18 protein-coding genes and 1 riboswitch are annotated in these 25060 nt (G+C 65.8%); of the genes, 11 read left to right on the top strand and 7 right to left on the bottom strand.

Translation table 11 applies throughout. The annotated features are described in order from the left end of the window. Nucleotides 1-39: 39 nt before the first annotated feature. From CRO22_RS05630 to CRO22_RS05610, 5 genes are all read left to right on the top strand, one after another. Nucleotides 40-672, top strand: coding sequence for a DNA-3-methyladenine glycosylase family protein (locus tag CRO22_RS05630; RefSeq protein ID WP_097069141.1), 633 nt, complete (start codon nt 40-42; stop codon nt 670-672). Further along, on the top strand, nt 669-1331 hold the full coding sequence (locus CRO22_RS05625; RefSeq protein WP_097069140.1) for an alpha/beta hydrolase: 663 nt from the start codon (nt 669-671) through the stop codon (nt 1329-1331). Before CRO22_RS05630 ends, CRO22_RS05625 begins: the two co-directional genes overlap by 4 nt. Nucleotides 1332-1525: 194 nt before the next feature. Then, nucleotides 1526-2173, top strand: coding sequence for an HNH endonuclease (locus tag CRO22_RS05620; protein ID WP_097069139.1), 648 nt, complete (start codon nt 1526-1528; stop codon nt 2171-2173). A 724-nt stretch (nt 2174-2897) separates the two neighbouring features. Next, nucleotides 2898-10115: an ExeM/NucH family extracellular endonuclease gene (locus CRO22_RS05615; protein WP_097069138.1), complete on the top strand. Its 7218-nt coding sequence runs from the start codon at nt 2898-2900 to the stop codon at nt 10113-10115. A gap of 30 nt (nt 10116-10145) precedes the next feature. Then, the gene (locus CRO22_RS05610) at nt 10146-10715 is read left to right on the top strand and encodes a PEP-CTERM sorting domain-containing protein (protein WP_097069137.1); all 570 of its coding nucleotides are present in this window, start codon (nt 10146-10148) and stop codon (nt 10713-10715) included. Nucleotides 10716-10954: 239 nt separating this feature from the next. On the opposite strand, the gene CRO22_RS05605 is transcribed toward CRO22_RS05610, so the two are convergent. Continuing rightward, entirely contained in the window at nt 10955-12280 is a 1326-nt protein-coding gene (locus CRO22_RS05605; protein WP_097069136.1) for a 3-deoxy-D-manno-octulosonic acid transferase, read from the bottom strand. Beyond that, on the bottom strand, nt 12277-13542 hold the full coding sequence (locus CRO22_RS05600; RefSeq protein ID WP_176518550.1) for a 3-deoxy-D-manno-octulosonic acid transferase: 1266 nt from the start codon (nt 13540-13542) through the stop codon (nt 12277-12279). The genes CRO22_RS05605 and CRO22_RS05600 overlap by 4 nt, the downstream gene beginning before the upstream one ends. A gap of 400 nt (nt 13543-13942) precedes the next feature. Further along, nucleotides 13943-14162, top strand: a riboswitch (cobalamin riboswitch). 128 nt (nt 14163-14290) lie between these two features. Here CRO22_RS05600 and CRO22_RS05595 point away from each other — a divergent pair. Genes CRO22_RS05595 through CRO22_RS05575 form a run of 5 tightly spaced genes read left to right on the top strand, consistent with a single transcriptional unit; the run spans nt 14291 to nt 17761 of the window. Beyond that, entirely contained in the window at nt 14291-15091 is an 801-nt protein-coding gene (locus CRO22_RS05595; RefSeq protein WP_097069134.1) for a DUF4198 domain-containing protein, read from the top strand. 3 nt (nt 15092-15094) lie between these two features. Beyond that, nucleotides 15095-15715 (top strand): cobalt transporter CbiM, encoded by a 621-nt coding sequence (gene cbiM, locus CRO22_RS05590; protein WP_097069133.1) that lies wholly within the window; start codon nt 15095-15097, stop codon nt 15713-15715. An 11-nt stretch (nt 15716-15726) separates the two neighbouring features. Then, nucleotides 15727-16335: a cobalt ABC transporter permease gene (locus CRO22_RS05585; protein ID WP_097069222.1), complete on the top strand. Its 609-nt coding sequence runs from the start codon at nt 15727-15729 to the stop codon at nt 16333-16335. A 3-nt stretch (nt 16336-16338) separates the two neighbouring features. Beyond that, nucleotides 16339-17124: a cobalt ECF transporter T component CbiQ gene (gene cbiQ, locus CRO22_RS05580; RefSeq protein ID WP_097069132.1), complete on the top strand. Its 786-nt coding sequence runs from the start codon at nt 16339-16341 to the stop codon at nt 17122-17124. Continuing rightward, a complete protein-coding gene (locus CRO22_RS05575; protein WP_097069131.1) occupies nt 17108-17761 on the top strand; it encodes an energy-coupling factor ABC transporter ATP-binding protein in 654 nt (217 codons plus the stop codon). Before cbiQ ends, CRO22_RS05575 begins: the two co-directional genes overlap by 17 nt. 33 nt (nt 17762-17794) lie before the next feature. Here the strand turns inward: CRO22_RS05575 and CRO22_RS05570 are convergent, their stop codons facing one another. Then, on the bottom strand, nt 17795-18232 hold the full coding sequence (locus CRO22_RS05570) for a MerR family transcriptional regulator (protein ID WP_097069130.1): 438 nt from the start codon (nt 18230-18232) through the stop codon (nt 17795-17797). Between the two features lie 92 nt (nt 18233-18324). Here CRO22_RS05570 and CRO22_RS05565 point away from each other — a divergent pair, with 92 nt between their 5' ends. Beyond that, nucleotides 18325-20541: a heavy metal translocating P-type ATPase gene (locus CRO22_RS05565; RefSeq protein ID WP_097069129.1), complete on the top strand. Its 2217-nt coding sequence runs from the start codon at nt 18325-18327 to the stop codon at nt 20539-20541. A gap of 138 nt (nt 20542-20679) precedes the next feature. On the opposite strand, the gene fghA is transcribed toward CRO22_RS05565, so the two are convergent. The 4 genes from fghA to CRO22_RS05545 form a co-directional block, all read right to left on the bottom strand. After that, nucleotides 20680-21531: an S-formylglutathione hydrolase gene (fghA, locus tag CRO22_RS05560; protein WP_097069221.1), complete on the bottom strand. Its 852-nt coding sequence runs from the start codon at nt 21529-21531 to the stop codon at nt 20680-20682. Between the two features lie 7 nt (nt 21532-21538). After that, nucleotides 21539-22648, bottom strand: a complete 1110-nt coding sequence (locus CRO22_RS05555) for an S-(hydroxymethyl)glutathione dehydrogenase/class III alcohol dehydrogenase (RefSeq protein ID WP_097069128.1) — start codon at nt 22646-22648, stop codon at nt 21539-21541. A 29-nt stretch (nt 22649-22677) separates the two neighbouring features. Further along, nucleotides 22678-22944, bottom strand: a complete 267-nt coding sequence (locus tag CRO22_RS05550) for a metal/formaldehyde-sensitive transcriptional repressor (protein WP_097069127.1) — start codon at nt 22942-22944, stop codon at nt 22678-22680. A 140-nt stretch (nt 22945-23084) separates the two neighbouring features. After that, entirely contained in the window at nt 23085-24965 is a 1881-nt protein-coding gene (locus CRO22_RS05545) for an elongation factor G (RefSeq protein ID WP_097069126.1), read from the bottom strand. Between the last annotated feature and the right edge of the window lie 95 nt (nt 24966-25060).

Below are 25060 nucleotides of genomic sequence, written 5' to 3'. Positions count from 1 at the left end.
GGGCTTTCAAGCGGCGCGCAAAGCGGGCAGGGTGGCGCCATGGTTGGACGCATCATTCACACCGAAGACGATATCGCCGAGGGCGCCGCGTGGCTTTGCACGCGCGAGCCCGCCTTTGCGCGTGTTCTCGATCTCACCGGCCCATGGCCTTTGCGCCGCCGCGAAGACGGGTTCGAGGCGATGCGCGATGCGATCCTCGGCCAGCAGGTCTCGGTTGCGGCGGCGCGCTCGATCCGGGGCAAGCTTCTCGACGCGGGCTACGGCGCCCCCGAGGCTTTGGCGGGCGCGGGCGAGGACGACCTTCGAGCCTGCGGCCTCTCGCGCCAGAAGGTGCGGTATTTGCAGGCTCTCGCCCGCTCCGGCGTGGATTTCGACGCGCTGCGCGCGCTGCCCGATGCCGCGGTGATCGACACGCTCTTGCCGCTTCCCGGCATTGGCCGCTGGACGGTGGAGATGTATCTCATTTTCGCGCTTGGCCGGGCCGATGTCTTTGCCGTGGATGACCTCGCGCTGGCCGAGGGCGCACGGCTGCTCTTTGACCTGCCAGAGCGGCCAAAACGCAAGGAATTTGGCACGCTTAGTGCGCAATGGTCGCCTTGGCGGGCGGTTGCCGCGCGGGCGATCTGGGCCTATTATGCGGCGATCAAGGCACGGGAAGGGGTGGCACCATGATACGCGAGATGAAGCTTGGACGGGTGACCCCGCGCTCGGGCCATGCGAAATCGGCGGTGCTGTTCCTGCACGGCTATGGTGCGGATGGCGACGACCTGCTGGGCCTTGCCGAGCCGCTCGCGCCGCATCTGCCTGACACGCTCTTTCTGGCGCCCGATGCGCCCGAGGAATGCATCACCAATCCGTTCGGGCGGCAATGGTTTCCGATCCCGTGGCTTGACGAGTCTTCGCCCGAGGAGGCCGCGGCGGGGCTCGCGCAAAGCACGCGCGATCTCGATGCGTTGATCGACAAGATTCTTGCCGAGGAGGGGCTCGCGCCGGCGCAGCTTGCCGTGGTGGGCTTTTCGCAAGGCACGATGATGGCGCTGCATGTGCTGCCGCGCCGGGCGGACCCGATTGCCGCCATCGTCGGCTTTTCCGGGCGGCTCCTGAATGCCGGGGCTTTGGCCGAAGAGGCCGTCGCGCGCCCGCCAGTGCTGCTTTTGCATGGCAATGTCGATCAGATCGTGCCGTTTTCCGATCTCAAGAAAGCCGCCGATGCGCTGGTGGCGGCGGGATTCCCCACCTATGCCCAGGTGATGGAGGGCACAGGCCATGGCATCTCTCCGCAAGGGCTCGGCATGGCGCTCTCCTTCCTCAAAGATCACTTGCCGGAATGACCTGAAAGCCTGCCCGAAAAGCGGGCAGCGCGTCATGCGGCTGTTGCAAAGTCATGCAAAGCCTGTGCCCGGGCGGGGTGGCCGCAGATCGCGGGCCTTGCCCTGTGGCAAACGCCATATATAGTTGGGGTATCGGCAGGAGCGGGGGCTTCTCCGCTTTCCGGCCGGACATGCGACAGGCGGGAGGGCAGGGTATGCTCGATCATGGCGGCAGGCCGGGCGCCAGACAGGGTGAGAAAACCGGCGACAGACATGGCGAAAAGGCCGAGTTCCGCACCCAGTTCGTGCGCGAGCCCTCCGCTTTGCGCCACCATCCGGCCCTGGTGCTCAACGCCGATTTCCGCCCGCTGAGCTATTATCCGCTTTCGCTCTGGCCGTGGCAGGAGGCGGTGAAAGCGGTCTGCCTCGACCGGGTCACGATCCTCGCCGAATATGACGAGGTAGTGCGGAGCCAGAGGCAGAGCATACGCATTCCCTCTGTCGTGGTGCTGAAAGAATTCGTCCGACCCCAGAAGCGCGTGGCCTTCACGCGCTTCAATCTTTTTCTGCGCGACGGATTTTGCTGCCAGTATTGCGGCGCAAAGGGGGATCTCACTTTCGACCATGTGGTGCCGCGCTCGAAAGGCGGCGTGACGAGCTGGGAGAATGTCGTGGCGGCCTGTGCGCCCTGCAACCTGAAAAAGGCGAACAAGTCGCTCAAGGCCTCGGGGTTGAGGCTGCGCAAGCCTGCGCGCGAGCCTTCGGCCGAGGACATGCATCAGATTGGTCGGCGCTTCCCGCCCGGGCATCTGCACGAGAGCTGGATCGATTTTCTCTACTGGGATGCTGAACTGGAAGCCTGAGCGGTCTCACCCCATTGAAATTGGGAGGAAAGCATAGGTTTCCCCCAACCCCCTGTCCGCTTCCGCCCCGGACGCATCGTTTCCGCCTCGGTGATCAACAACGGCAGATGCGTCAGGTGCTCGATCCTGCGCTGCGCCGCCTGAGATCGACGACGAACACCTAGACCTCTGCGATCTCCGGCCCGGTTTTGGAACGCGAGATTCAATACGCTCGCAAGGCGGCTTCGAACTGCTCAAGCCCGATGCGGCGGTCTCCGATCACGCAGGTACGGTCCGGAACCGGCCCCCGCCAGATCAGGGCCCTCGGTCGGCCGCGATCGCGACAGCGACCACAACGTATTGGCGGGATGATCCGCGATCTCTTCAACGCCCCGGGGGGGGCGCCGGGGAAGTGCAGGCCTTATCGACGGGCAAGCTAAGCAGAGCGGAAGTGAACACGCCCCGAATCCCGGCGCGTCGCCGGGCAGGATATTTGCGGCCTGTCGCCTCCGGGGAACCCGGGGCAGGTTCGGCCATGCGCGGCACCGGCCGACCGCGACTGCACGAGAGCCGTTGCGGTGCGAAACGAGATCGTTCGATTCGCACGATCAAGCCATAAACCCGTTACAGATTCGCATTTAACTTTTGTTTACGACTGGGGTGCTCGGGGGAGTCCTTCGCTCTGGAACCAAATCAGACGCAACCGGATGCGGTTTGCGTAACGCTAACATTTGTGGGGAATGACATGGTCGGCATAGCCACGCGGGTCTTCATCAACGAGATTCATTACGACAACAGCGGCACCGATATCGACGAGATGATCGAGATCGCTGGTCCGGCGGGGACCGATCTGAGCGGCTGGTCGATGGTTCTCTACAACGGCAATGGCGGCGCCGTTTACAACACCACCGCGCTTTCGGGCGTCATCGACGACGAGGGCGCGGGCTTTGGCGCGCTCTCTTTCGCATTCCCCGGCCTGCAGAACGGTGCGCCCGATGGTATTGCGCTGGTCGATGGCTCGGGTACGGTCGTGCAGTTCCTCAGCTATGAAGGCGTGATGACGGCGGCCGATGGCCCGGCTGCCGGACTGACCTCGACCGATATCGGCGTGGCGGAAACCGGCAGCACGCCGACCGGCGAAACGCTGCAGCTGTCCGGTACCGGGACGGTTTATGAGGATTTTGGCTGGACCGGGCCTGTGGCGGGTTCGGCGGGCGCGCTTAATGCCGGGCAGAGTTTCGGCGCCTCCAGCCTCTCGATGATTGCGATTGCCGATGCGCAGGTCGCCGAGGGCGACAGCGGCACGGTCGAGATGGTTTTCACGGTCTCGCGCAGCGACGGCACCGGCAGCGCCGCGGTGGATTGGACGACGACGGACGGCACCGCGCTTGCGGGCGAGGATTACGTGGCCGCCTCCGGCACGCTGAGCTTTGCCGCGGGCGAGACCGAGAAACAGGTCCGGGTGACCGTTCAGGGCGATACGCTGCGCGAGGGGAACGAAACTTTCAGCGTCACGCTTTCGAACCCGGCGGCGGGCTCTGGGATTTCCGTGGCCACTGCCACGGGCACGATCCTGAATGACGAGGTCACGCTGATCTCCGCGATTCAGGGCACGCCCACGACGCAGGGGTCGAACCCGGTCGGCGGCAATGACAATTTCGACGCCAGCCCGCTGGTCGGCCAGACCGTCACGATCGAGGCGATCGTGGTGGGCGACTTCCAGAACGGGGATGCGGATAGCACCCGCAATCTGGGCGGATTTTACCTGCAGGAAGAAGACAGCGATGCCGATGGCGATGCGCTCAGCTCGGAAGGCATCTTTGTCTATGAAGGCGCGCTCGGCACCGATGTGCAGATCGGCGACAAGGTGCGCGTCACCGGGTTGGTGAGCGAATATTTCGGCCAGACCCAGCTCTCTTCGATCAGCGGACTGGAGGTCATTTCATCGGGCAATGCCCTGCCCACCGCGGCGGTGATCGCTCTGGGCGGCGATGTCAGCCTTGCGCAGGACGGCGGGTATCAGGCCGATCTGGAAGCTTATGAGGGGATGCGCGTCACCATCCCCGCGACGCTGACGATCACCGAGCAATATAATCTCGACCGGTTCAACGAGATCACCCTGTTCGACACCAACGGGTTCGAGCAGGCGGGCCCGGCGGGCACCACGCTGGTGGACGAACGTCCCTTCCAGTATACGCAGTTCAACGACCCCGATGCGGCGGGCTACGATGCCTATCTGGCCGAAGTGGGCGGGCGGCAGATCGTTTATGATGACGGGCTGAACACGCAAAACCAGCCGATTGATCACCTCGACGGGTTCGCGGGCTACTCCGATGCGACGGCGCCCTCTATGGGCGACACGATCACCGATCTGACTGGCGTGCTCGACTATCAATGGGCGGGCAATTCCGCTTCGGGGGCAACCTGGCGCATTCGCGCCACCGAAGACGGCCAGAACAGCTTCGATGACACCGCCTCCCGCCCCGATGCGGTGGCAAGCGTTGCGGGCGATATCAAGGTGGCCAGCTTCAACGTGCTGAACTTCTTCACCTCGATCGACGGCAGCGGCAACGAAGGTGTTGGCGAGACGCTCGATCAGGAGGCGCGAGGCGCCGACAGCACCGCCGAATACGAGCGCCAGCTTGACAAGCTCGTCAGCGCGATCAGCGGGCTCGGTGTTGATATTGTCGGTCTGCTCGAGCTTGAGAACGACTTCCTCGACGGCGGCCTCGCACCGGCGGACGGTACGGCACAGGGCGATCGCGGCATCGCGATTGCCGCGCTTGTGGCCGCGCTCAATGCCGCGGAAGGCAGCGCGGTCTGGGCCTGGGTCGACCCGGGGCAGGAATTCACCGGTGATGACGCCATTGCGCCCGGTATCATCTACCGCACCGACAAGGTGATGCTCGCGGCGGGCACCTCGGCGGCGATCCTGACCGATGCTGAAGTCGATGCAGCGTTGCTGGCGCAAAGCACCGTGGGCGGCATCTTCAACGGCGACGACACCTCGCGCGCGCCGATCGCCGCGACCTTCGCGACACTCGATGGCGCCGCGGAAATGACCGTCGTCGTCAATCACCTGAAATCAAAAGGCGGCACCGGCACCGGCGCGGACGCCGATGCAGGCGATGGCGCGGGCGCGTTCAACAACCAGCGCCTGCTGGCGGTCGAGGCGCTTGATGCCTGGCTTGAGACAAACCCGACCGGCTCGGCGACCGACAACCTTCTGCTGCTGGGGGATTTCAACGCCTATGCTTCGGAAGATCCGATCTCCTACCTGACCAGCGAGGCGGGCTTCGTCAATGTGGTCGCGCAATTCGTGGAGGCGGGCTATTCCTACCTCTTCGATGCGATGCTCGGCACGCTCGATTACGCGCTGGCCTCGGTGTCGCTGTTCAACGCGATCGTCGATGCGATGGAGTGGAACATCAATGCCGACGAGGCCGACGCGCTCGATTACAACCTCGATTACGGGCGCGACGAGAGCTATTTCGACGGATCCGATCCCTATCGCGCCTCGGACCATGATCCGCTGATCCTCGGCATCTCGCTGCCCGAAGCGGAGAGTCCGCTTGCGGTCACCACTTACACCGGCCCGACCTACAGCGGGGATCTTGCCGCCTCGGGGGCGCTCGCGGCCACGCATCTCGCCTCGCTCAGCCTGCAGGGCGCCGAGATCGCCGCCTATGCGGACGGCCTGCTTCTGGTCACCTCCAGCGCGGGGCTGCACCTCGTCGATATCTCCGATCCGTCGAGCCCGGTGCTCGTGAGCACGATCGACCTGATCGCCGACTACGGGCTCTCGTCCAATGATATCTCGTCGGTCGCCGCGTCCGGCACGCTCGTTGCCGTCGCGGTGATCGCCGCCGACCCCACGGCGGCGGGGCAGGTTCTGGTCTTCGACACCCAGAGCGGGTTCAAGGGGATTTACGCGGCGGGCTCGCATCCCGATGCGGTGACCTTCTCGCCCGATGGCACGAAGATCCTCGTGGCGAACGAGGGCGAGCCGGTTGATATCGACACGTTCAACCCCAAGGGGGGCGTAACGGTGATTGACCTCTCGGCGGGGGCCGATGCCGGGGTGGTGACCCAGGTCGATTTCAGTGCTTTCGACGGGCAGGAAAACGCCCTGCGCGAGGCCGGGGTGCGGATCTTCGAGGGGCAGAGCGTTTCCGACGATCTGGAACCCGAGTATATCGCCGTCTCGAAGGACGGGCTGACGGCGATGGTCACGCTGCAGGAGGCCAATGCGATTGCGGTGCTCGACCTGACGACCAACACCTTCACCCGGATCATCCCGCTTGGTGGCAAGGATTTCTCCACGCTGCTGGCCGATTTCTCCGACCGTGACAGCGGTATCGAACTGACCACCGGAAATCCGGTGATCGGGCAGTTCATGCCCGACGCGATCGCCTCCTACACCGGGCCCGATGGCAAGACCTACTACGTGATCGCCAACGAGGGCGACGACCGTGACGATTTTATCGCCTCGGGTGACAGCGCGCGGCTCAAGGATCTCGATCTCGACGATGCCACCTATCCCGACGAGGCGGCCCTTCTGGCCAATGATGTGCTCGGCCGGCTCAACGTCTCCGGCTCCGCGCTTCTCGACGGCGACACCGATGGCGATGGCGACATCGACCAGATCCTGACCTATGGCGCGCGCTCCTTCTCGATCCTCGATGAAACCGGCACGATGATTTTCGACTCGGGCGATGCAATCGAGCGGATCATCGCGGAGCAGTTCCCGGACCTGTGGGATGACAGCCGCTCCGACAACAAGGGCCCCGAGCCCGAGGGGGTCACGATCGGCGTGATCGGCACCCAGACCTATGCCTTCGTCGGGCTCGAACGCTCGAACCTGACGCTGATCTTTGACGTCACCGACCCGTCGGAAGTCACCTTCGTCACGGCGGCGGGCGATCCGGGCGATACCAGCCCCGAAGGCACGCTCTTCATCCCGGCCGCGGCCAGCCCGACCGGCACCGCGCTTTATATCGCGAGCAACGAGGGCTCCGGCTCGATCGGCATCTATCAGCTTGAGGAAACCACCATGGAAACCGCGACCTTGCGTGTCACCGAAGCCTGGGTTGGCCAGGATGGCGAAGATCTGACCGCCGACTGGTTCGAGATCACCAATACCGGCACTATCGCCTATGATGCCGCAACGATGGGCGCGCTCTACTATGACGACGACAGCGCGGATCCGGAAGTCGCGGATGTGGTCAACGGCATTGGCACCCTGGCCCCCGGCGAGAAGGCGATCGTGGTGATCGGCACGGCGGAGGATGCGGCGCGCTTCCTGTCGGTCTGGGCCGATGACATCGACCTGAGCGATGTGCAGGTGGGCTGGAGCAATGGCGCCGGCCTTGGACAGGGGGGAGATACCGTCACGCTCTGGATGGGCAACCCGACCGGAACCGGCGTGCTGATCGACTCCGCCGTGATCCCGGCGCCCGGCACGAGCGGCGCCTCCTATGATGTTCTGTTCGGGGCGGAAAGCACGGTGGGCAACGCTTCCGGCGCGGTTGCGACCGACGATATGGCGGGCACTTCCGGCACCGAGCCCGCGATCGGCTCGCCGGGCCATGTTGCGGGCGAGGAGACGCCCTCCACGGTCTTCACGCTGGAACTGCTGCATTTCTCCGATCAGGAGGCCTCGACGTCGGCGCTGGCCGATGCGCCGCGCCTCTCGGCGGTTCTGAATGCGCTCGAAGCGCAGGACATCAACGGGGATGGCCTTGCCGACAACACGCTCGTGCTCTCCTCGGGCGACAGTTTCCTTGGCTCGCCTTTCTACACCGCCTCTGCCGCGGTCTTCGGTTCTGCCGGGATCGCCGACATCCTGATCCAGAACGAGCTGGGCGTGCAGGCGATGGCGCTGGGCAACCACGAATTCGACTTTGGCACCGCCAATCTTGCGGGGCTGATCTCGGGCTCGGCCAATGGCACCGACCTGAACGGCGACGACTTCACCGGCGCTGCCTATCCCTATCTGTCGACCAACCTCGACTTCTCGACCGATCCGAACCTCGCCTCGCTTGAAGTCGAAGGCGGGCAGGCGCCGCAGGCGGGCACTGTCACCTCCTCGGTGGTGCTCACGGTCGACAGCGAGCAAACCGGCACCACCGAGCTGATTGGCGTGGTCGGCGCGACCACCCCGACGCTGGGCCGGATTTCCTCGCCCGGCAGTGTCGGCATCTCGCCCGGCAGCTTCGACAGCATTCCGACTGAAGCGCAGCTCGATGCACTGGCCGCCGAAATTCAGGCCGAGGTCGATGCGCTGCTGGCGGATAACCCGACGATGAACAAAGTCGTGCTTCTGGCGCATATGCAGGTGCTCGGCATCGAGGAAGCGCTGGCGACCCGGCTTTCGGGCGTCGATGTGATCGTTGCGGGCGGTTCGAACACCCGGCTCCTCGACGACAATGACCGTCTGCGCGATGGCGACAGCGATCAGGGGCAATACCCGTTCTTCACCACCGATGCCGATGGCAACCCGATCGCCGTTGTCAATACCGATGGCAGTTACAAATATGTCGGACGCCTCGTGCTCGACTTCGACGAAAACGGCCACATCATCCCCGAAAGCTATGACGAGACCGTCTCGGGGGCCTATGCCACCGATGCGCAGGGCGTGGCCGATCTGGACGCCGCGGCGCTCGTCGATCCTGAAATCCAGGCGATCGTCGATGCGATCGGCGAGCAGATCAGCACGACTGAAAGCAACGTCTTCGGCGTCTCGGATGTGTTCCTCAACGGCAACCGGTCGGGCACCGCGACCGCGGAGGATCCCGACGGCTCGCGCACCCAGGAAACCAATCTTGGCGATCTGACGGCGGATGCGAACCTCGCCTATGCGCAGAGCTACGACGACACGGTGACGGTCTCGATCAAGAACGGCGGCGGGATCCGCGCCTCGATCGGTCAGGTCTGGGTGCCGCCGGGGGCGACCGACTATGTGCGCGATGCCAATGCCGAAATCACCGATGCCGAAGGCAATGTGATCAAGCCGGAAGGGGGCATCAGCCAGACCGATATTCAGGCGGCGCTGGCGTTCAACAATTCGCTGAGCCTCGTCACGGTGACGCGCGCCGACCTGATCGCGGTGCTCGAGCACGGGATCTCTTCCTTGCCCTCGGCGGCCGGGCAGTTCCCGCAGGTCTCGGGGGTGCAGTTCTCCTACGACGAGACGCTGCCGGCCGGGTCGCGCATCGTCAATGCCGCAATCGTCGATGCCGATGGCAACGACATCGACGTGCTGATGCGCGACGGCGTGCTTGTGGGCGATGCCGAGGGCACAGTCCGGGTGGTGACGCTCAACTTCATGGCCGATGGCGGGGATGGCTATCCTTTCCCGACCGGTGCCGATGTCGATCGGGTCGATCTTCCGTCGCTTGACACCGATGGGGTGGCCGACGGTCTGGCGACTTTTGCCGCCGACGGCACGGAACAGGATGCTCTGGCCGAGTATCTCGCGGCGAACTTCTCCACGCCCGAGACTGCCTTCTCGATCGAGGATACCGGCCGGGAAGGGGATGAGCGCATCCAGAACCTCGCCTATCGCGAAGATACGGTGATCGACGCGCCGGAGTTCCAGTTCGTCTTCGGCAGCGAAGGGCGTGACCGTCTGGTCGGCACCGATGCGGCCGATGTTCTGGTCTCGGGTGCGGGCAATTTCGACATGCTCACCGGCGGCGACGGGGCCGATGTCTTCTACTTCGGCTTCGAGGCGCTGGATGGGGTGCGGGAACGCGATACGATCCTCGACTATCAGGTGGGGGTCGATGCGATCGGCCTCGCCAGCGGTGTGAGCGTGGCCGCCATCAAGCAATCGGGCGCGAGCGTGATTGTCTATCTCGACGATCCGAACGGTCAGGACGACGCGATCTATGTCCAGGGCGTCAATGTCACCGCGGCGTCGATCACCATCATCGAGAATTTCGATCTGGTGGGCTTCTGAGCTCACCTTTCTCACTTCAGGAGATACAGAATGAAAAAGCTTCTTGCGGCCCTCGGTTGCGTTGTCGCCCTGGCTGGTCCGGCCTCGGCCGCGACCACGGTTGATCTCGCCTGGGGGACGGCCGATTTCGCCGCCTTCAACGGTGCGGGCGATCTGATGATCTGGGGGGCGGATGCCTATGTGTTCGGTGACACGATCGATACGCCCGCGCTCCTCGATCTGATGCTGAGCTTTGATCTGGCCAATCCGGTGACAACGGCGACGGGCTATCTCGATCTCTCCTTCGGCGGCGCGCTCCTGCTCGATGGAATGCTGGGGACGATCACGCAGCAAGAAGACCAGCTGACGATGGTCTTCGACGGGCTGACGGGCACGGCGGCCTCGGCATTCGGTCCTTCCCTGACGTTCGAGCTTGCCTTCGTCGATCCGCTGGGCGCCGCGCCGGTGAGCGCGCTCGTGGATGGCACCAGCTACGATGTCGTGGGCTATGGTGCTGGCAGCGAAGCGCCCGCAGTGCCGTTGCCGGCAACCCTGCCGCTGCTGCTTGCGGGACTGGGGGCGCTCGGGGTCCGTGTGCGCGCCGGCCTGCGCCGCGCCTGACGCCTTCGGCCGATCCCGCACCGGGATCGGCCTTCCCCCGGATCAGCCTCGGGGCAAGCGCGCGCGCGGAGCCTCTCATCATCTGCTCTGTGGGCCAGGGCCGGAAGGCCCACTCATCCTGCGCGGCGCAATTCGACACGGATCTTCCCGTGCGGGATGGTCCCGGTTGCCCCGCCCCGCGCGGGAAAACGCCAGAAGACGGTCCGGACCCGGGCTCCGCATAAGCGACCTTGCACCGTTCAGATTTTTGCCGCGTCCCTTGCGCGGGAAGTCAGGATCCTGTCGATTTCCGCCAAGGTTCGCCCGCTGGCGCCTGCATGGTCCATAAGAAACGCCTCTATCTGCTCCTGTGGCACCTGCTGCGGCGCGCTCAGGGCTGCGAAGAGCGCCGCCGGATCCGGAACGCTGCAAGCTATTCCGGCAAGCTCCGCCTCGACAAAGGGGTATTCGATCGTCCAGACGATCGGGCCGACGAGCACCGGCTTGCCCAGCATGAGCGGCTCGATGACATTATGCGCGCCTTTTGGCGTGAAGCCGCCGCCCACGACGACACGATCGGCGAGGGCCAGGTAGAAGAACATCTCTCCGAGGCTGTCGCCCAGCAAAACCTCGGTCTCGCCGAAATCTCCCTGAGCCTGCAGGGTCTTGTCCAGCACCTCGCTCCGGCGCACGACCTTTATTCCCGCGGTTTCAAGCGCTTCGGCCACGGCATCGAAACGTTCGGGGGCCCGAGGGACATAGATGAAGAGGGGCGGGGGGCGCTTGCTGGTCCGCGCCGCATCGCGCTGGCGCAGGATCAGTTCGAGGAACAGCCGTTCTTCCCCCTCCACCCCGCTGGCGATGGTTACAACGCCCCGCGCAGGAGCAATTTGTGCCCGGAAGGTTCTCGCAGCTTGCAGCAGGTTGGCGGGAACTGGTTGGTCAAAACGCAACTCGCCCGTTACCGCGACATCGCGAAGCCCGATCGCGGTGAACCGCTGTGCGTGGATCGCCGATTTCACGAGGGCTCCGGCGAGCCCCTGCGCAACCCGCAGCCGCAGCCGCAGCCCGCGGCAGTCTCGCTCAAAGGAGCGCGTCGCATATTGTGCGTTGCACAGATAGAGCCCAATGCCCGCACTCCGCGCCGCAAACACCATCGCGGGCCAGATTTCCGCTTCAAGCGCCAAGCCAATGCGCGGCCTGAACGCTTTGAAAAAGCGTCGATAACACCAGGCCATGTCGAGGGGAACCCAGACCACCTGAAGCTGTCCGGTGGCGATTTCCGGCGCAAAGAGGCGGGCGGATTCCCGCCGCCCCGCCGGTGTGAAATGGGTCAGCAGCACCTGATCGCCCCGTGCCAGCATGGCCCGGATCAGCCCCGTGGCCGAGCGGGTCTCGCCAAGGCTGACGGCATGGAGCCAGATCGCGCCCTGGCTTCCGCGGTGCCGGTAAAATCCGAACCGTTCCGCCAAATGTTGCCTGTACTCCCGATCCCGCTGTCCGCGGCGCCACAGATAGATCAGCACCAACGGCAGCAGGCCGATCCAGGCGAGGCGATAAAACACAAGAAAGATGCGGATGATCACCCGGCCGTCTCCATCAGGGAAATCAGATCTCGGGCCAGACGGTCCGTTTCGGCCCGCGCGGCATTGACAAGAAGCAGGGCCTTTTCGTGATCTGCCCCGGAGTGCGTGCGGGCAACCGCCTTGGCAATCGCCAGATCGGCTCCGGCGCCCGCCGCGACCTCCTGCACCAGACCCAGAGCCCGCAGCTTTTCATAATCGTTCTGAAAATTGCGAGTATGGGGCCCGCTCAGCACCGGCACCCCGAGGCAGATCGCCTCCCAAGGGTTGTGACCGCCGACATCTCCGAGCGAGGCGCCGATAAAGGCGCTCTCGGCCAGCCGATACCAGAGGCCGAGTTCTCCAAACGTGTCGGCAAGCCAAACCGCCTTGTCCGGGCCGGGATCTTCCGCAAGGCTGCGGATCGCAAAGGGAAGACCTGCGGCCTGAAGGGCCTTTGCGATCTCCGGGCTGCGCCCCGGAAGGCGCGGCGTCAGGATCAGGAGCCAGTCCTGCGACCGGGCAAAGAGGCGTGCCTGAGCGGGGATCAGCGCCGCCTCGTCATCCGGATGAGTGGAGGCAGCCACCCAGATCCGCCGCTCCGCCAGAAGATGCCGCAACCGGGACAGTTCCGCGCTTTCCGCGGTGAGCGGCCGCGCCGCGGGTTTGAGCGATCCGGTTTCGCGCACTGCGCCCGCGCCGAGTTCCCGCAAATTCGCCGCGGTTTCTGTGTCCTGCGCGGCAATGAGCGCAAAGCAGCGGAGCGTGTCGCGGTAGAGGCCGGAGAGACGGGCGCGTTTGCGCAAAGACTTGGCATTCATGCGCGCGTTGACATAAGCGAGCGGAATGCCGCGCGCGGCGATGTCCTGGATCGCGCCTGGCCAGAGATCCTGTTCGGACCAGATCGACAGGTCGGGGCGCCAATGATCGAGAAACCGGCGCATGAACGCCGGCCCATCGAGCGGCAGCATCTGGTGATGCGTGTCGGGGCCAAGGTTTTTGGCGATCACCTGTGCGGAGGAACTCGCACTCGATGTCAGCAGCACATGCAGCCCCGGGCGCGTTCTTTGCAGGCTGTCCACGAGGGGCCGAAGCGCCAGAACCTCGCCCAGGCCAACAGCGTGAATCCAGACGAGCTTGCCGTTCGGGCGAGGCTGTGTCGGCACGCCGAGCTTTTCCTGAAATCGTGCCGGATCCTCCTTGCCGCGTTGCAGCCGTCGACGCAGCAGGGCGCGCATCAGGGGTTGCAGGGCAGGGCGCAGCCAAAGATAGGCGCGCAGTTCCATTCCAGGCTCCGCCATATGCCGAAATACCCCTTGTACTCAGTTTTCTCGCGCAGCAGCGAGATGGTGCGGCGGGTTGCGCGCCTCAGGGCGCGGGCCCCCCGCACATCCGAAACCGGCCGTCCCGGCGCTTCCCGCCCCCACATCCACCCGCAAAAGGGCCCGTAAGCCTGCCTGCCGCCCGATGGAGAAGGCAGAGATCGCGAGATCTGGAAGGCCTGATGTTGCGACCGTCAGAACTGAAGTCTCGCGCAAGGCCCGTCAACTTTCATCCGAGGAAGGCAAGAGGATGCGCCGAGTGTAAAGGGGAACGCAGCGGGGGGCAACGCCCCGGTTGGTCCGGCCTCAGAGGTGCGGCGCCGTGGCGTTACGAGAGCGCATTGACAAGGCGTATCCCACGGCGCGATATGGGCGCGTCATCGGTTCGGCACGGAGCAAAGCCCCCTGCCGAAGCAATAGGGAATGCGGTGAGGTGTAGCCATCAGGCGCCGAATCCGCAGCTGCCCCCGCAACTGTCAGCGGCGAGCGACACCGGATATGCCACTGGAGCCCGCGCGGCCCCGGGAAGGCCGGTGAAGCGAAGACCCGCGAGCCAGGAGACCTGCCGGTGATCCGTGGGGCGCGAAAGCGCCCGCGGTGCAACCGGACGCCGGGGTGCGCGTCTGGCCAGGTGGCTGGATGCCGCCTGCGCCTCTCCCCGTTGTCCTTTCCAGCTGTGTCCGGCGTTGCCGGGCCCGAGAGAGAGGAACACATGAGTCTTCAAAGACATGGCCTTCTGGCCGCCGCCCTCATGGGCACAATCCTGTTGCCCGGCGCCGCCGCCGCGCATTTCCAGTCGATCTATGCCGAAACACCCGTTCTCACCGCGCCGGGCGATGTGCCGCTGCGGCTGATCTTCTGGCACCCGTTCGAAAACGGCCATGTGATGGACATGGGCGTGCCGACAACCTTCTACATGGTGCATCGCGGCGAGAAGACCGACCTTTCGGACCGGCTGTCGCAGATCAGCTTTCAGGGCGCCGAGAATTCTGCCGTCGCCTATGCGGCCTCGGTGCCGGTGAAGAAGGCAGGTGATTACGTGCTCGTACTCGATCCCGCGCCCTATTACGAGCAGACCGAAGACATCTATATCGAGCAGATCACCAAGGCTTACCTGAACCGCGCCGAAATGCCGACCGACTGGAGCGATGCGCAGGGCCTGCCCACCGAGATCGTGCCGCTCAACAAGCCCTATGCCGTGGTCACCGGCTCCACCTTCTCGGGGCAGGTGCTCTCGGCGGGCCAGCCCGTCGCCGGAGCCGAGATCGAGGTCGAATATATCGCGGCCCTGCCGGATATGGCGACGAACACGGTCGAGGCGCCCCGCGCGCATCCGCTCCCCGGCGGCACTCTCACCGCGATCACCGATGCCAATGGCACCTTCACCTTCGGCATCCCGAAAGCGGGCTGGTGGGGCTTTGCCGCGCTCGGGGTCGGGCCGGAGAAAAGCTTCGAGGGCAAGGAGTTGAGCCAGGACGCAGTGATCTGGGTCTATGCGCAGGACATGGAGTAGAAGATGCATATCGTCGATGGTGCCCTCAGCGCTCCGGTGCTGGTAAGCGGGGCGGTGCTGACGGCCGGGGGGATCACCCTCGGCCTGAGGCAGATGACGCTTGAACGCATTCCCGCGGCGGGGGTGCTCTCGGCGAGCTTCTTCGTCGCCTCGCTGATCCATGTCGCGGTCGGGCCAAGCTCGGTGCACCTGATCCTGAACGGGCTTTGCGGGCTGATCCTCGGCTGGACCGCCTTTCCCGCGCTTTTCGTGGCGCTGGTGCTGCAGGCGGTGTTCTTCGGCTTTGGCGGCATCACGGTGCTCGGCGTCAACACGCTCAACATCGCGCTGCCCGCAGTGCTGATGGGGCTCGCGCTGCGCCCGCTCATCGCCCGCGCGGGGCCGCGTCTCGCGGCACTCTGGGGCGCGATCGGCGGGGCGGGGGCGATCGCGCTCACCACGGTCTTTGTTGCCGGTGCGCTCGTCTTCAGCGGCGAGGCTTTCGTGCCCGCGGCAAAGCTCGTTTTCTTCGCGCATATCCCGGTGATGGCGATCGAGGCGGTGATCAGCGCCGCCGCCGTCGTGCTGATCAAGCGCGTCAAACCCGACCTCTTCGCGGCCCCCTCCGCCGCGCTGCCCGCCTGAAGGAGATCATGATGAAACCTTTCATTCTGTCCGGACTGATCGCCTGCGCCGCCCTTGCGCCGCTGCCCGCGCTTGCGCACAAGGTGATTGCCTCGGTCTATCCCTCGGGCGAGGCGATCGAGGGCGAGCTCGGCTTTTCCGATGGCACGATGGTGGCGGGGCAGGCGGTCAATGTGATCGCGCCCGACGGCCGGGTGCTGGCCACGGTCACCACCGATGCGGAGGGCAATTTCAGCTATGCGCCCTCCGAGCCGGTGGCGCTCACCTTCCATGCCGACATGGGCGGCGGCCATGTGGCCGATGTGACGATGGATCAGGCGGATGTGGCCAAGATCCTCGGCAAGGCCGAGACGCTCGCCGCCGCTCAGGCCGAACTTGCGACCCCCGCTGCGGCGGCGACGGCTGCCGGACCGGCGCCGATGAGCGCGGCCGAGCGGCTCGTCGAGCGCGAGGCGACGGCGGAGATGCTGCGCGATGAGCTGCGCCCGCTGCGGCAGGAGATCGCCGCGATGAAGGAGAAGAACGACCTGCAGACGGTGCTCGGCGGCATCGGCTATATCCTTGGCCTCTTCGGCCTTGGCTTCTATCTCGCGGCGCGCCGCTCTCTGGCGCGGGGCTGAGCGATGGTCTTTGTGCTTGCCGAGCCTGCCGTTGCCCCCCCCGGCTTCCTTGCCGCCGGGATCGCCCGGATCGACCCACGGTTCCGGGTCGCGGCGGTGCTCGCCTTCGCCCTCGTGGTGAGCCAGCTCGACAGCTTTGCCGCGCTGGGCCTTGCGCTTGCCGCGGGGCTTGCGCTGCTGCTCGCCTCCGGCCAGCCGGCGCGGCCAGTGCTCAAGCGCATGGCGGCAATGGACGGCTTCATCCTCTTCATGCTGGTGCTCTTGCCTTTCACCACGCCGGGCACGCCGCTCTTCACGCTCTGGGGCTTTGGCGCGAGCCGGGAAGGGATGCGCGATGCGCTCGACATCCTGCTCACCGCCAATGCCGTCGTGCTGATGGTGCTCTTGCTTCCCGGCACGCTTGAGCCCGTCACCCTCGGCCATGCGCTCGGACGGCTCGGGGTGCCGGCCGCGCTGGTCAATCTCCTTCTCTTCACCGTGCGCTATATCACTGTTCTTGAAAGCGAATATCAGCGCATGCGGCAGGCGATGCGGGCGCGGGCGTTCTCGGCGCGGACCAATCTGCATACGCTTGTCAGTCTTGGCTATCTCGTTGGCATGATGCTTGTGCGCGCGCAGGAGCGCTCCGAACGGGTGCTGCAGGCGATGAAATGTCGGGGCTTCACCGGCGCGCTGCCGCTGATCGACACGATGCGCTGGCGGCGCGCTGATACCGCCTGGGCGCTCGGCTTTGCCGCACTGCTGGCCGCACTCGTCGCGCTGGAGGTGGCCCATGGCGTCGGCCCTTGAGCTTGAGGGGATCCATTTTGCCTATCCGGGCCGCCCCTCGATCCTCGCGGGTGCCTCGCTCACGGTGGCGGAGGGCGATCGCATCGCGCTTGTCGGGCCGAACGGCTCGGGCAAATCGACCCTGCTGCGGATCGCGGTCGGGCTTTTGCGCCCCAATGCGGGGCGGGTGACGGGCTTTGGCCGGCCGCGCGCGAGCGAGGCCGAGTTTCAGGATCTGCGCCGCGATGTCGGGCTCGTGTTCCAGGATCCTGACGACCAGCTCTTTTGCCCCACGGTGATCGAGGACATGGCTTTTGGCCCGCTCAACCTCGGGCAATCGCGGGCCGAGGCGCTGGCAACAAGCGAGGCAGTGCTTGAGGAGCTTGACCTCATGCATCTGCGCAACCGCGTCACCCATCATCTTTCGGGGGGCGAAAAACGGCTCGTCACCCTTGCCACGGTGCTCGCGATGCGCCCCAAGGTGCTGCTTCTCGACGAGCCGACCAACGCGCTCGACCCGGAGAATGCGGCGCGGCTCCTGTCGATCCTGCGCGGTCTTGATATTGCCCTCGTGCTGGTGAGCCACGATGCCGCTTTCCGCGCGCAGCTTGAGTTGCGCGAGATGCGGCTGCTTGAGGGGCGGCTCGCCGCGCGCTGAGCGGGTGGCCCCCCGCTTTGCGCGCGCCGTGCCTCATTCCGGCGCGCTGCACGTGCCGTGATCGTCGTGCGCACAAAGCCGGTGATCGCCGAGCACCTCGATCACGCGGCAGTCTGCCACCGTGCCATGGACACAGGCGCCGATCATTCGGATCAGTTCGTCTTCGAGCGCTTTGAGCCGGGCGATTCGGGCGCGCACGGCGAGAAGCTGCGTGCGGGCGATTGCATCGACGGCGTCGCAGGGGTGTTCTGGGTGGTCGGCCAGGCCGAGCAGATCGCGGATCGCCTCGAGCGGGAAACCCAGTTCACGCGCATGGCGGATGAAGCTCAGCCGGTGCTCTGCCGCTATGCCATAAAGGCGCTGGTTGCCGCCGCTGCGTTCGGCCGCAGGCATCAGCCCGACCGTCTCGTAATAGCGGATCGTTGGCACCTTGACGCCGGTCCGAGCCGAGAGTTTTCCGATTGTCAGCATTCCGCCCTCTTGCAGCTCTAGTGACTAGAGAGATTATGGTTGCAACTGAGCCGGCGCAAGCAAGACCGGGACAGAAATGGCAAGAGGTTGATATGACAGCGCATTCGCAGGTCGAATCATTTGAATGGCAGGTCGGCGGCATGGATTGCGCGGCCTGCGCAGGCAAGATCCGCGCGGCTGTGTCCGGCTTGCCGGGAGTGGCGGAGGTGGAGATCGCGCTCATGGACGAGCGGTTGCGACTGCGCCTTGCGCCCGGGGGCGTCGGGCGCGAGGAGGTCGAGCGCATCGTGACGCGGCTCGGCTACCAGATGACCCGGCGAAGCGGCCCGTCGGATCCCCCGCCCGTGCTGCGCGCCGGCACTTCGGCCTGTGCCTGCGGAGACGGGGGGTGCGGCGGGACGAGCAAGGCCGCGCTCGCGCCCGCCGCGCGGCAGGGCTGGGCGCGCGGACCGAAGGCGCGCGCGCTGGTGCTTGCCGGGGGGGCGCTTGCCGCAGGCTGGGCAGTCGGCGCAGTCGCCCCGGGTTTCGAGCGGCTCGCCTTCTCGCTGGCGGCTGCGGTTGCGCTTGTTCCCGTAGGGCGCCGCGCCCTCGCGCTTTTGCGCAGCGGCCAGCCTTTCACCATCGAGATGCTGATGGTCATCGCGGCGCTCGGCGCGCTGGTGATCGGTGCGGCGGCAGAGGCGGCGACGGTGCTCTTTCTCTTCGCCGTGGGCGAAGTGCTCGAAGGTCTCGCGGCACGGCGCGCACGCGACGGTATCCGCGCGCTTGTGCGGCAGATGCCGACGGTGGCGCTGCTGGAACATGGCACGCATGCGCATGAAGTGGCGGCAGAGACCTTGCGCCCCGGGCAGATCATTCATCTGCGTCCCGGCGACCGGGCGGCGGTCGATGCCGTGATTGTCGAGGGCGTCTCAGGGCTCGATGAAAGCGCGGTGACGGGCGAGAGCCTGCCGGTGACGCGCGGCCCCGGCGCGGCCGTTCCTGCCGGGGCGATCAATACCGAGGCGCTCTTGCGGCTGCGCGTCACCCGCCCGGCGGCGGAAAGCACGCTCGCCCGGATCGCGCAGATGGTCGCCGAGGCCGAGGCCTCGCGCGCGCCGGTGGAGCGTTTCATCGACCGGTTCAGCCGATGGTACATGCCGCTTGTCGTTGTTCTGGCAGGGGGTGTTGCCGCGGTGCCGCCGCTCGCCTGGGGGGCGGACGGGGCGACATGGGTCTATCGCGGCCTTGCGCTCTTGCTGGTCGGTTGTCCCTGTGCGCTGGTGATTTCGGTCCCTGCGGCCATGGCGGCGGCGCTGGCCACCGGCGCGCGGCAGGGGCTTTTGATCCGCGGTGGCGCAGTGCTCGAAGCGCTTGCCAAGCTGCGTCATGTCGCGCTCGACAAGACCGGCACCCTGACTCTGGGCCGCCCCGAGGTGACCGATCTGTTGCCGCGGGCGGGCGTTGAGGAAACCGAGCTTCTGCGCCTTGCCGCGGCGGTGGAGGCGGGGTCGTCGCATCCGCTGGCGAAGGCGATCGTTGCGCGGGCCGCGAAGGCGGGGCTTGTGCCGCCCGCGGTGCGGGCGGCGCGGACGCTCCCCGGGGTGGGGGCGGAGGCGGAGCTGGGCGGGCAGGTGCTGCGCCTCGCGGCGCCCCGGCTCCCCGATGCCGCTTGCGCTGCGCTGCAGGCCGAGGGCAAGACGGTGGTCGAGCTGACCTGTGACGGAGAGGCGCTGGGCCGCCTCGCCCTGCGTGACGCGCCCCGGCCCGAGGCGGCAGAAGCTTTGGCGGATCTTGCCCGGCTCGGGCTCTCGGCGCAGATGCTCACGGGTGATGCTGCCGCCCCCGCCCAAGCGGTGGCGCGCCCGCTGCGCCTTGAGCATGCCGCAGGGCTTTTGCCCGAGGACAAGCTGGCCCGCATTCGCGCCCTTTCGGCGCAGGGCGGGGTGATGATGGTGGGCGACGGCATCAACGATGCCCCCGCTCTCGGTGCCGCCGATGTCGGCGTGGCGATCGGTGCGGGCGCCGATGTCGCGATCGAGACGGCCGATGCGGTGCTGGCCCGCGACCGGCTGACCGACCTGCCAGCGCTGATCCGGCTGGGCCGCGCGACGATGAAGAATGTGCGCCAGAACCTCGCCATCGCGCTCGGGCTCAAGGCGCTGTTTCTTGTCACCTCGGTTGCCGGGATCTCCGGGCTCTGGATGGCGGTTCTGGCCGATACCGGGGCGACGGTGCTGGTTACCGCCAATGCGCTCAGGCTGCTGCGTTTTGATCCGCGCCGGGCGCGTGCGGCGCCCGGAGGGGGTGGCAGTGAGCCTTTTCGGTGAACGGCGACAGCGCGGGCAGTCCGGGAAATGCCCGCGTTTGGCGGGTTTGACGCCGCGCTTGGCAGAGCGTTCGGGGTCCGCGTCGCAGGCCGGATGTCAACGGAAACGGATTGGGTTCGTTCCGCTGCTGGCATGACGTCATTGCCGCCGATGCGGCGAGGAACCGTTCAGCGCCTGGGCATGATGGGCGATGTGATCGCCAATGAAGCTGGCGATGAAATAATAGCTGTGGTCATAGCCCGGCTGGAGCCGCAGAGTGAGCGGATGGCCGAGCCTTTCGGCGGCCTTGGCGAAGATCTCGGGTTTGAGCTGGGTCTCGAGAAAGCTGTCGGCGGTGCCCTGGTCGATCAGGATGGGGAGCTGTTCCGCGGCAGTTTCCAGAAGTGCAGTCGCGTCCCACTCCGCCCAGAGAGCCCGATCCTCGCCCAGATAGGCCGAAAACGCCTTCTCGCCCCAGGGCACCTGCATGGGCGCGACGATGGGTGAAAAGGCCGAGACCGCCATGTAGCGGCCCGGGTTCTTCAGCGCGATAATGAGCGCTCCATGCCCGCCCATCGAATGGCCCATGATCGAACATCGCTCCGTCACCGGGAAGTGTTCGGCCACGAGCCCGGGCAGCTCGTCGGTGATGTAATCATACATCCGATACTGCGTCGCCCAGGGCGTGCAGATCGCATTGAGATAGAACCCCGCGCCCTGGCCGAGATCATAGGCGGGGTCGTCCGCCACGCCCTCGCCGCGCGGCGAGGTGTCCGGGACGACGAGGATCACCCGATGCTCGGCCGCATAGCGCTGAGCGCCCGCCTTGGCGATGAAATTCTGCTCGGTGCAGGTCAGCCCCGAGAGCCACCAGATCACCGGCAGCCGTTCCCCCGCGGCCATCGCGGGGGTGAAGACGGCAAAGTTCATCTCGCAATCGAGCGTGGCGGAGCGGTGGCGCCAGACGCTTTGCGTTCCGCCACAACAGGCGTGGGATTCGATCTGTTCCATCATCGCCTCAGAACTTGATCACCGAGCGGATCGACTTGCCTTCGTGCATGAGGTCAAAGGCGGTGTTGATCTGATCCAGCGGCATCGTGTGGGTGACGAAGGGGGCCAGTTCGATCTCGCCCTTCATCGCATCCTCGACCATGCCGGGAAGTTGGCTGCGCCCCTTCACGCCGCCAAAGGCCGTGCCCATCCATTTGCGCCCGGTGACGAGCTGGAAGGGACGGGTGGAGATTTCCTGCCCCGCACCGGCCACGCCGATGATCACCGATTGCCCCCAGCCGCGGTGCGCACATTCAAGCGCGGCGCGCATCACATTGACATTGCCGATGCATTCGAAGCTGTGATCCACCCCCCAGCCGGTCATTTCGACGATGACCTGCTGAATGGGCTTGTCATGGTCTTTCGGGTTCACGCAATCGGTGGCGCCGAACTGGCGAGCCAGCTCGAATTTTTCGGGGTTGGTGTCGATGGCGATGATGCGGCCTGCCTTGGCTTGCCGCGCGCCCTGAATCACCGCAAGCCCGATCCCGCCCAGGCCGAACACGGCGACGGAATCGCCCGGCTGCACCTTGGCGGTGTTGTGCACCGCGCCGATGCCGGTGGTCACGCCACAGCCCAGAAGGCAGACATGCTCGTGGTTCGCCTGTTCGTTGATCTTGGCGAGCGAAACCTCGGCCACCACTGTATATTCCGAGAAGGTCGAGCAGCCCATGTAGTGATAGATCGGTTCACCGTTATAGGAAAAACGCGTCGTGCCATCGGGCATCAGGCCCTTGCCCTGGGTGGCGCGCACGGCCACGCAAAGGTTGGTCTTGCCCGATTTGCAGAACTCGCATTCGCCGCATTCGGCGGTGTAGAGCGGAATGACGTGATCGCCCGGTTTCACCGAGGTGACGCCTTCGCCGACCTCGATCACCACGCCCGCGCCCTCATGGCCGAGCACAGCCGGAAACACGCCCTCCGGGTCATCGCCCGAAAGGGTGAAGGCGTCGGTGTGGCACACGCCGGTGTCGGTGATGCGAATGAGCACCTCGCCCTTTTTCGGCGGTGCGACGTCGATCTCGACGATTTCGAGCGGCTGGCCCGGGGCAAAGGCAACGGCGGCACGCGATTTCATGGGGATCTCCCTGTTTCTGGATCTGGAGGTTACTTTAGATAGCTGCGCACCAGCGCCAGCAACTCGGCGGTTTTCGCGCCCCCCTCTCCCTCGGGGGCGCCGAATTCGTCACGGATATGAGCCTCGAGCACTTCGGCCATCAACCCGTTCATTGCGCCCCGGGTGGCGGCGATCTGTTGCAGGAGCGGCCCGCAGGCGGTGCCCGTCTCGAGCGCGCGCTCCAGCGCCTCACATTGGCCGCGGATCCGGCGCACCCGCGCGAGAATGCGCTTCTTGTCTTCCGGATCATTTGGCATGGTACACGCGTCCTTATACTGGGGTATAGTATATTGCGCGGGACGGGATGCAAGCGAAAACCGAAAGGAAAGGGGCGACCCGAAGGCCGCCCCAGCCACACGATCCGGCGCATGCGGGAGTCACGCGCCCGGAGTCGGTCTCAATATTGCTCCTCGTAGTGGTCGAGCGTGGCGAAAAAGCCGGATGTGCCGCGGGTGGCACCGCCGAGCGACTGGAAGAGATCGGCGAGCGAGGCGGCCGGCATCAGCGCCTCGAACAGATCCCAGCCCTTCGCGCCCGGATCGGCCTCAAAGCCCAGCACCTGCCCCTTGAGCCCCGAGACGAGCGGCGAGAGCCCGCCCGAATAGACCGAGGGCACCGAGATTGTCACCTTGCAGACCGGCTGCAACACCACGGTGCCGATCTCGGTGAGCGCCTCGCGCACCGCAGCCTTGCCGGCGGTGCGGAAGGCATGGTCGGAGCTGTCAACGGCATGGCTCTTGCCGTCCGAGAGATTCACCGCAAGGTCGACCACCGGATAGCCCTTCGGCCCGGCACCGAGCGCATCGCGCGCGCCGGCCTCGACCGAGGGGATGTAGTTGCGCGGCACCGCGCCCCCTTTGACCGTTTCGGTGAAGGCAAAGCCTTCGCCACGGCCGAGCGGCTTCACCTCGATCACCACATCGGCAAACTGTCCCGCGCCGCCCGATTGCTTGCGGTGGCGATATTGCTTTTGCGCAGAGCCGGTGACGGTTTCGCACAAAGCGGTGCCTTGCGGCGCGGTCACGGCCTTGATGCCGAAATCCGCCTCGAGTTTTTCCAGCACGCGGCGCAGATGCAGCGGACCCTGCGTGCCAAGGAGCGTTTTGCCCGATTGCGGATCGGTGCCGACCGTCAGCCCCGGATCGAGTTCAAGGAGTTTCGGCAGCGCCGCGGCAAGGCGGGTTTCGTCGCGCTCGTTTTCGGGCTCGATCAGCAGCGCATGGTTCGCGGGCGGCGCCACCATCCATGCGGGAAGCTCAAGGCAGCCCTCGGCGCTGTAAAGCGGCTGGGCAAGCCCGAGGTGATCGGTCTTCACCGTCAGGCCGATCTCGCCCGGTGCCAGGGCGCCAAGCTGGGTTTTGGCGTCGATATCGGTGATCGAGCCGATGGTTGCGCCCCCAAGTTTTGCGCCCGGCGCCACGCCCGCGGCAAGCGCGCGCACGAGCACCGTCTTGCCAAGGTGCTTGACATTATCGGCGAGCGCCCCCACCGCGAGCGCGCCGGTGCGCGCGGCGGTCTGGGCCACGTCGGGCACTTCGTGGCGCAGGCTCTTCATCAACCGCATCATGCCATTGCCATGGCTCGCCGAGCCCAGAAGCGCGGGCAGAAGATCATGGTGTTGCAGGGCCTTGGTCGAGATATCGTAGACTTCTTCGGTCATCGGCGCCTGATCCTCGATCAGCTCGGTGAGGAGCTGTTCATCGAAATCGGCAAGATGTTCCAGAAGCTCTCCCCGCGCCTCTTCCTCGCGTTCGCGCAGGGCGGCGGGCAGCTCCATCAGCGAGGAGCGGGCATGGTCATGATATTCCCAGGCGCGTTCGGAAATCAGGTCGACCGCGCCGATCACATGGCCGTCCTTGCGGATCGGGATCTGGCGCAGCACGATTGCATGCGGGCAATAGCCCTGCAGCGCGGCGACAATCGCGCTGGCGCGGTCCTGAGTCGCGTCGATCTTGTTGACGAAGATGAAGGTGGGCAGGTCCGCGGCCTCGATCAGCCGCAGATAGGGCGCGGCGAGCACCGCCGCTTCGGCATCGGCGGGCACGCAGAGCACGACCGCATCCGAGGCGGCCAGCATCGGTGCGAGCTGCGGCAGATGATCGGCGCCGCCCGGCGCATCAAGGAGCGCCCAGTCCTCGCCCATGAAGGAGAATTTCGTCACCGTGGTGTCGCCAAACAGGCTGTGCTTGCGCGGCTTGGCGCCTTCCAGTGTTGCCAGAGCTTCGGCCAGCGTTGATTTGCCGGCCTGCGATGGGCCTACGATGGAGACGACTTTCATTGGGAATCCTCCTCGGCTTGTCTCTGCGACATGTCATTTTCATGTCGCCCGTGCCTCTTCTTAGCGCGTTGATTCTCCCTCCACCTTGACCCATG

Source organism: Rhodobacter maris (assembly GCF_900217815.1).
In the GTDB taxonomy this organism is placed as follows: Bacteria; Pseudomonadota; Alphaproteobacteria; order Rhodobacterales; family Rhodobacteraceae; genus Rhodobacter; species Rhodobacter maris.
The sequence above is the reverse complement of the archived record's forward strand: the minus strand, read 5'-3'. Positions and strand labels throughout refer to the sequence as shown.

Coding starts and splice junctions, on each gene's coding strand:
- CRO22_RS05550 (WP_097069127.1), bottom strand. CDS start 22,944: ATGCCAAATGATCCGGAAGACAAGAAGCGCATTCTCGCGCGGGTGCGC.
- CRO22_RS05575 (WP_097069131.1), top strand. CDS start 17,108: ATGGCGTCGGCCCTTGAGCTTGAGGGGATCCATTTTGCCTATCCGGGC.
- CRO22_RS05585 (WP_097069222.1), top strand. CDS start 15,727: ATGAAACCTTTCATTCTGTCCGGACTGATCGCCTGCGCCGCCCTTGCG.
- cbiM (WP_097069133.1), top strand. CDS start 15,095: ATGCATATCGTCGATGGTGCCCTCAGCGCTCCGGTGCTGGTAAGCGGG.
- fghA (WP_097069221.1), bottom strand. CDS start 21,531: ATGGAACAGATCGAATCCCACGCCTGTTGTGGCGGAACGCAAAGCGTC.
- CRO22_RS05565 (WP_097069129.1), top strand. CDS start 18,325: ATGACAGCGCATTCGCAGGTCGAATCATTTGAATGGCAGGTCGGCGGC.
- CRO22_RS05615 (WP_097069138.1), top strand. CDS start 2,898: ATGGTCGGCATAGCCACGCGGGTCTTCATCAACGAGATTCATTACGAC.
- CRO22_RS05630 (WP_097069141.1), top strand. CDS start 40: ATGGTTGGACGCATCATTCACACCGAAGACGATATCGCCGAGGGCGCC.
- CRO22_RS05610 (WP_097069137.1), top strand. CDS start 10,146: ATGAAAAAGCTTCTTGCGGCCCTCGGTTGCGTTGTCGCCCTGGCTGGT.
- CRO22_RS05600 (WP_176518550.1), bottom strand. CDS start 13,542: ATGGAACTGCGCGCCTATCTTTGGCTGCGCCCTGCCCTGCAACCCCTG.
- CRO22_RS05595 (WP_097069134.1), top strand. CDS start 14,291: ATGAGTCTTCAAAGACATGGCCTTCTGGCCGCCGCCCTCATGGGCACA.
- CRO22_RS05625 (WP_097069140.1), top strand. CDS start 669: ATGATACGCGAGATGAAGCTTGGACGGGTGACCCCGCGCTCGGGCCAT.
- CRO22_RS05570 (WP_097069130.1), bottom strand. CDS start 18,232: ATGCTGACAATCGGAAAACTCTCGGCTCGGACCGGCGTCAAGGTGCCA.
- CRO22_RS05545 (WP_097069126.1), bottom strand. CDS start 24,965: ATGAAAGTCGTCTCCATCGTAGGCCCATCGCAGGCCGGCAAATCAACG.
- CRO22_RS05555 (WP_097069128.1), bottom strand. CDS start 22,648: ATGAAATCGCGTGCCGCCGTTGCCTTTGCCCCGGGCCAGCCGCTCGAA.
- cbiQ (WP_097069132.1), top strand. CDS start 16,339: ATGGTCTTTGTGCTTGCCGAGCCTGCCGTTGCCCCCCCCGGCTTCCTT.
- CRO22_RS05620 (WP_097069139.1), top strand. CDS start 1,526: ATGCTCGATCATGGCGGCAGGCCGGGCGCCAGACAGGGTGAGAAAACC.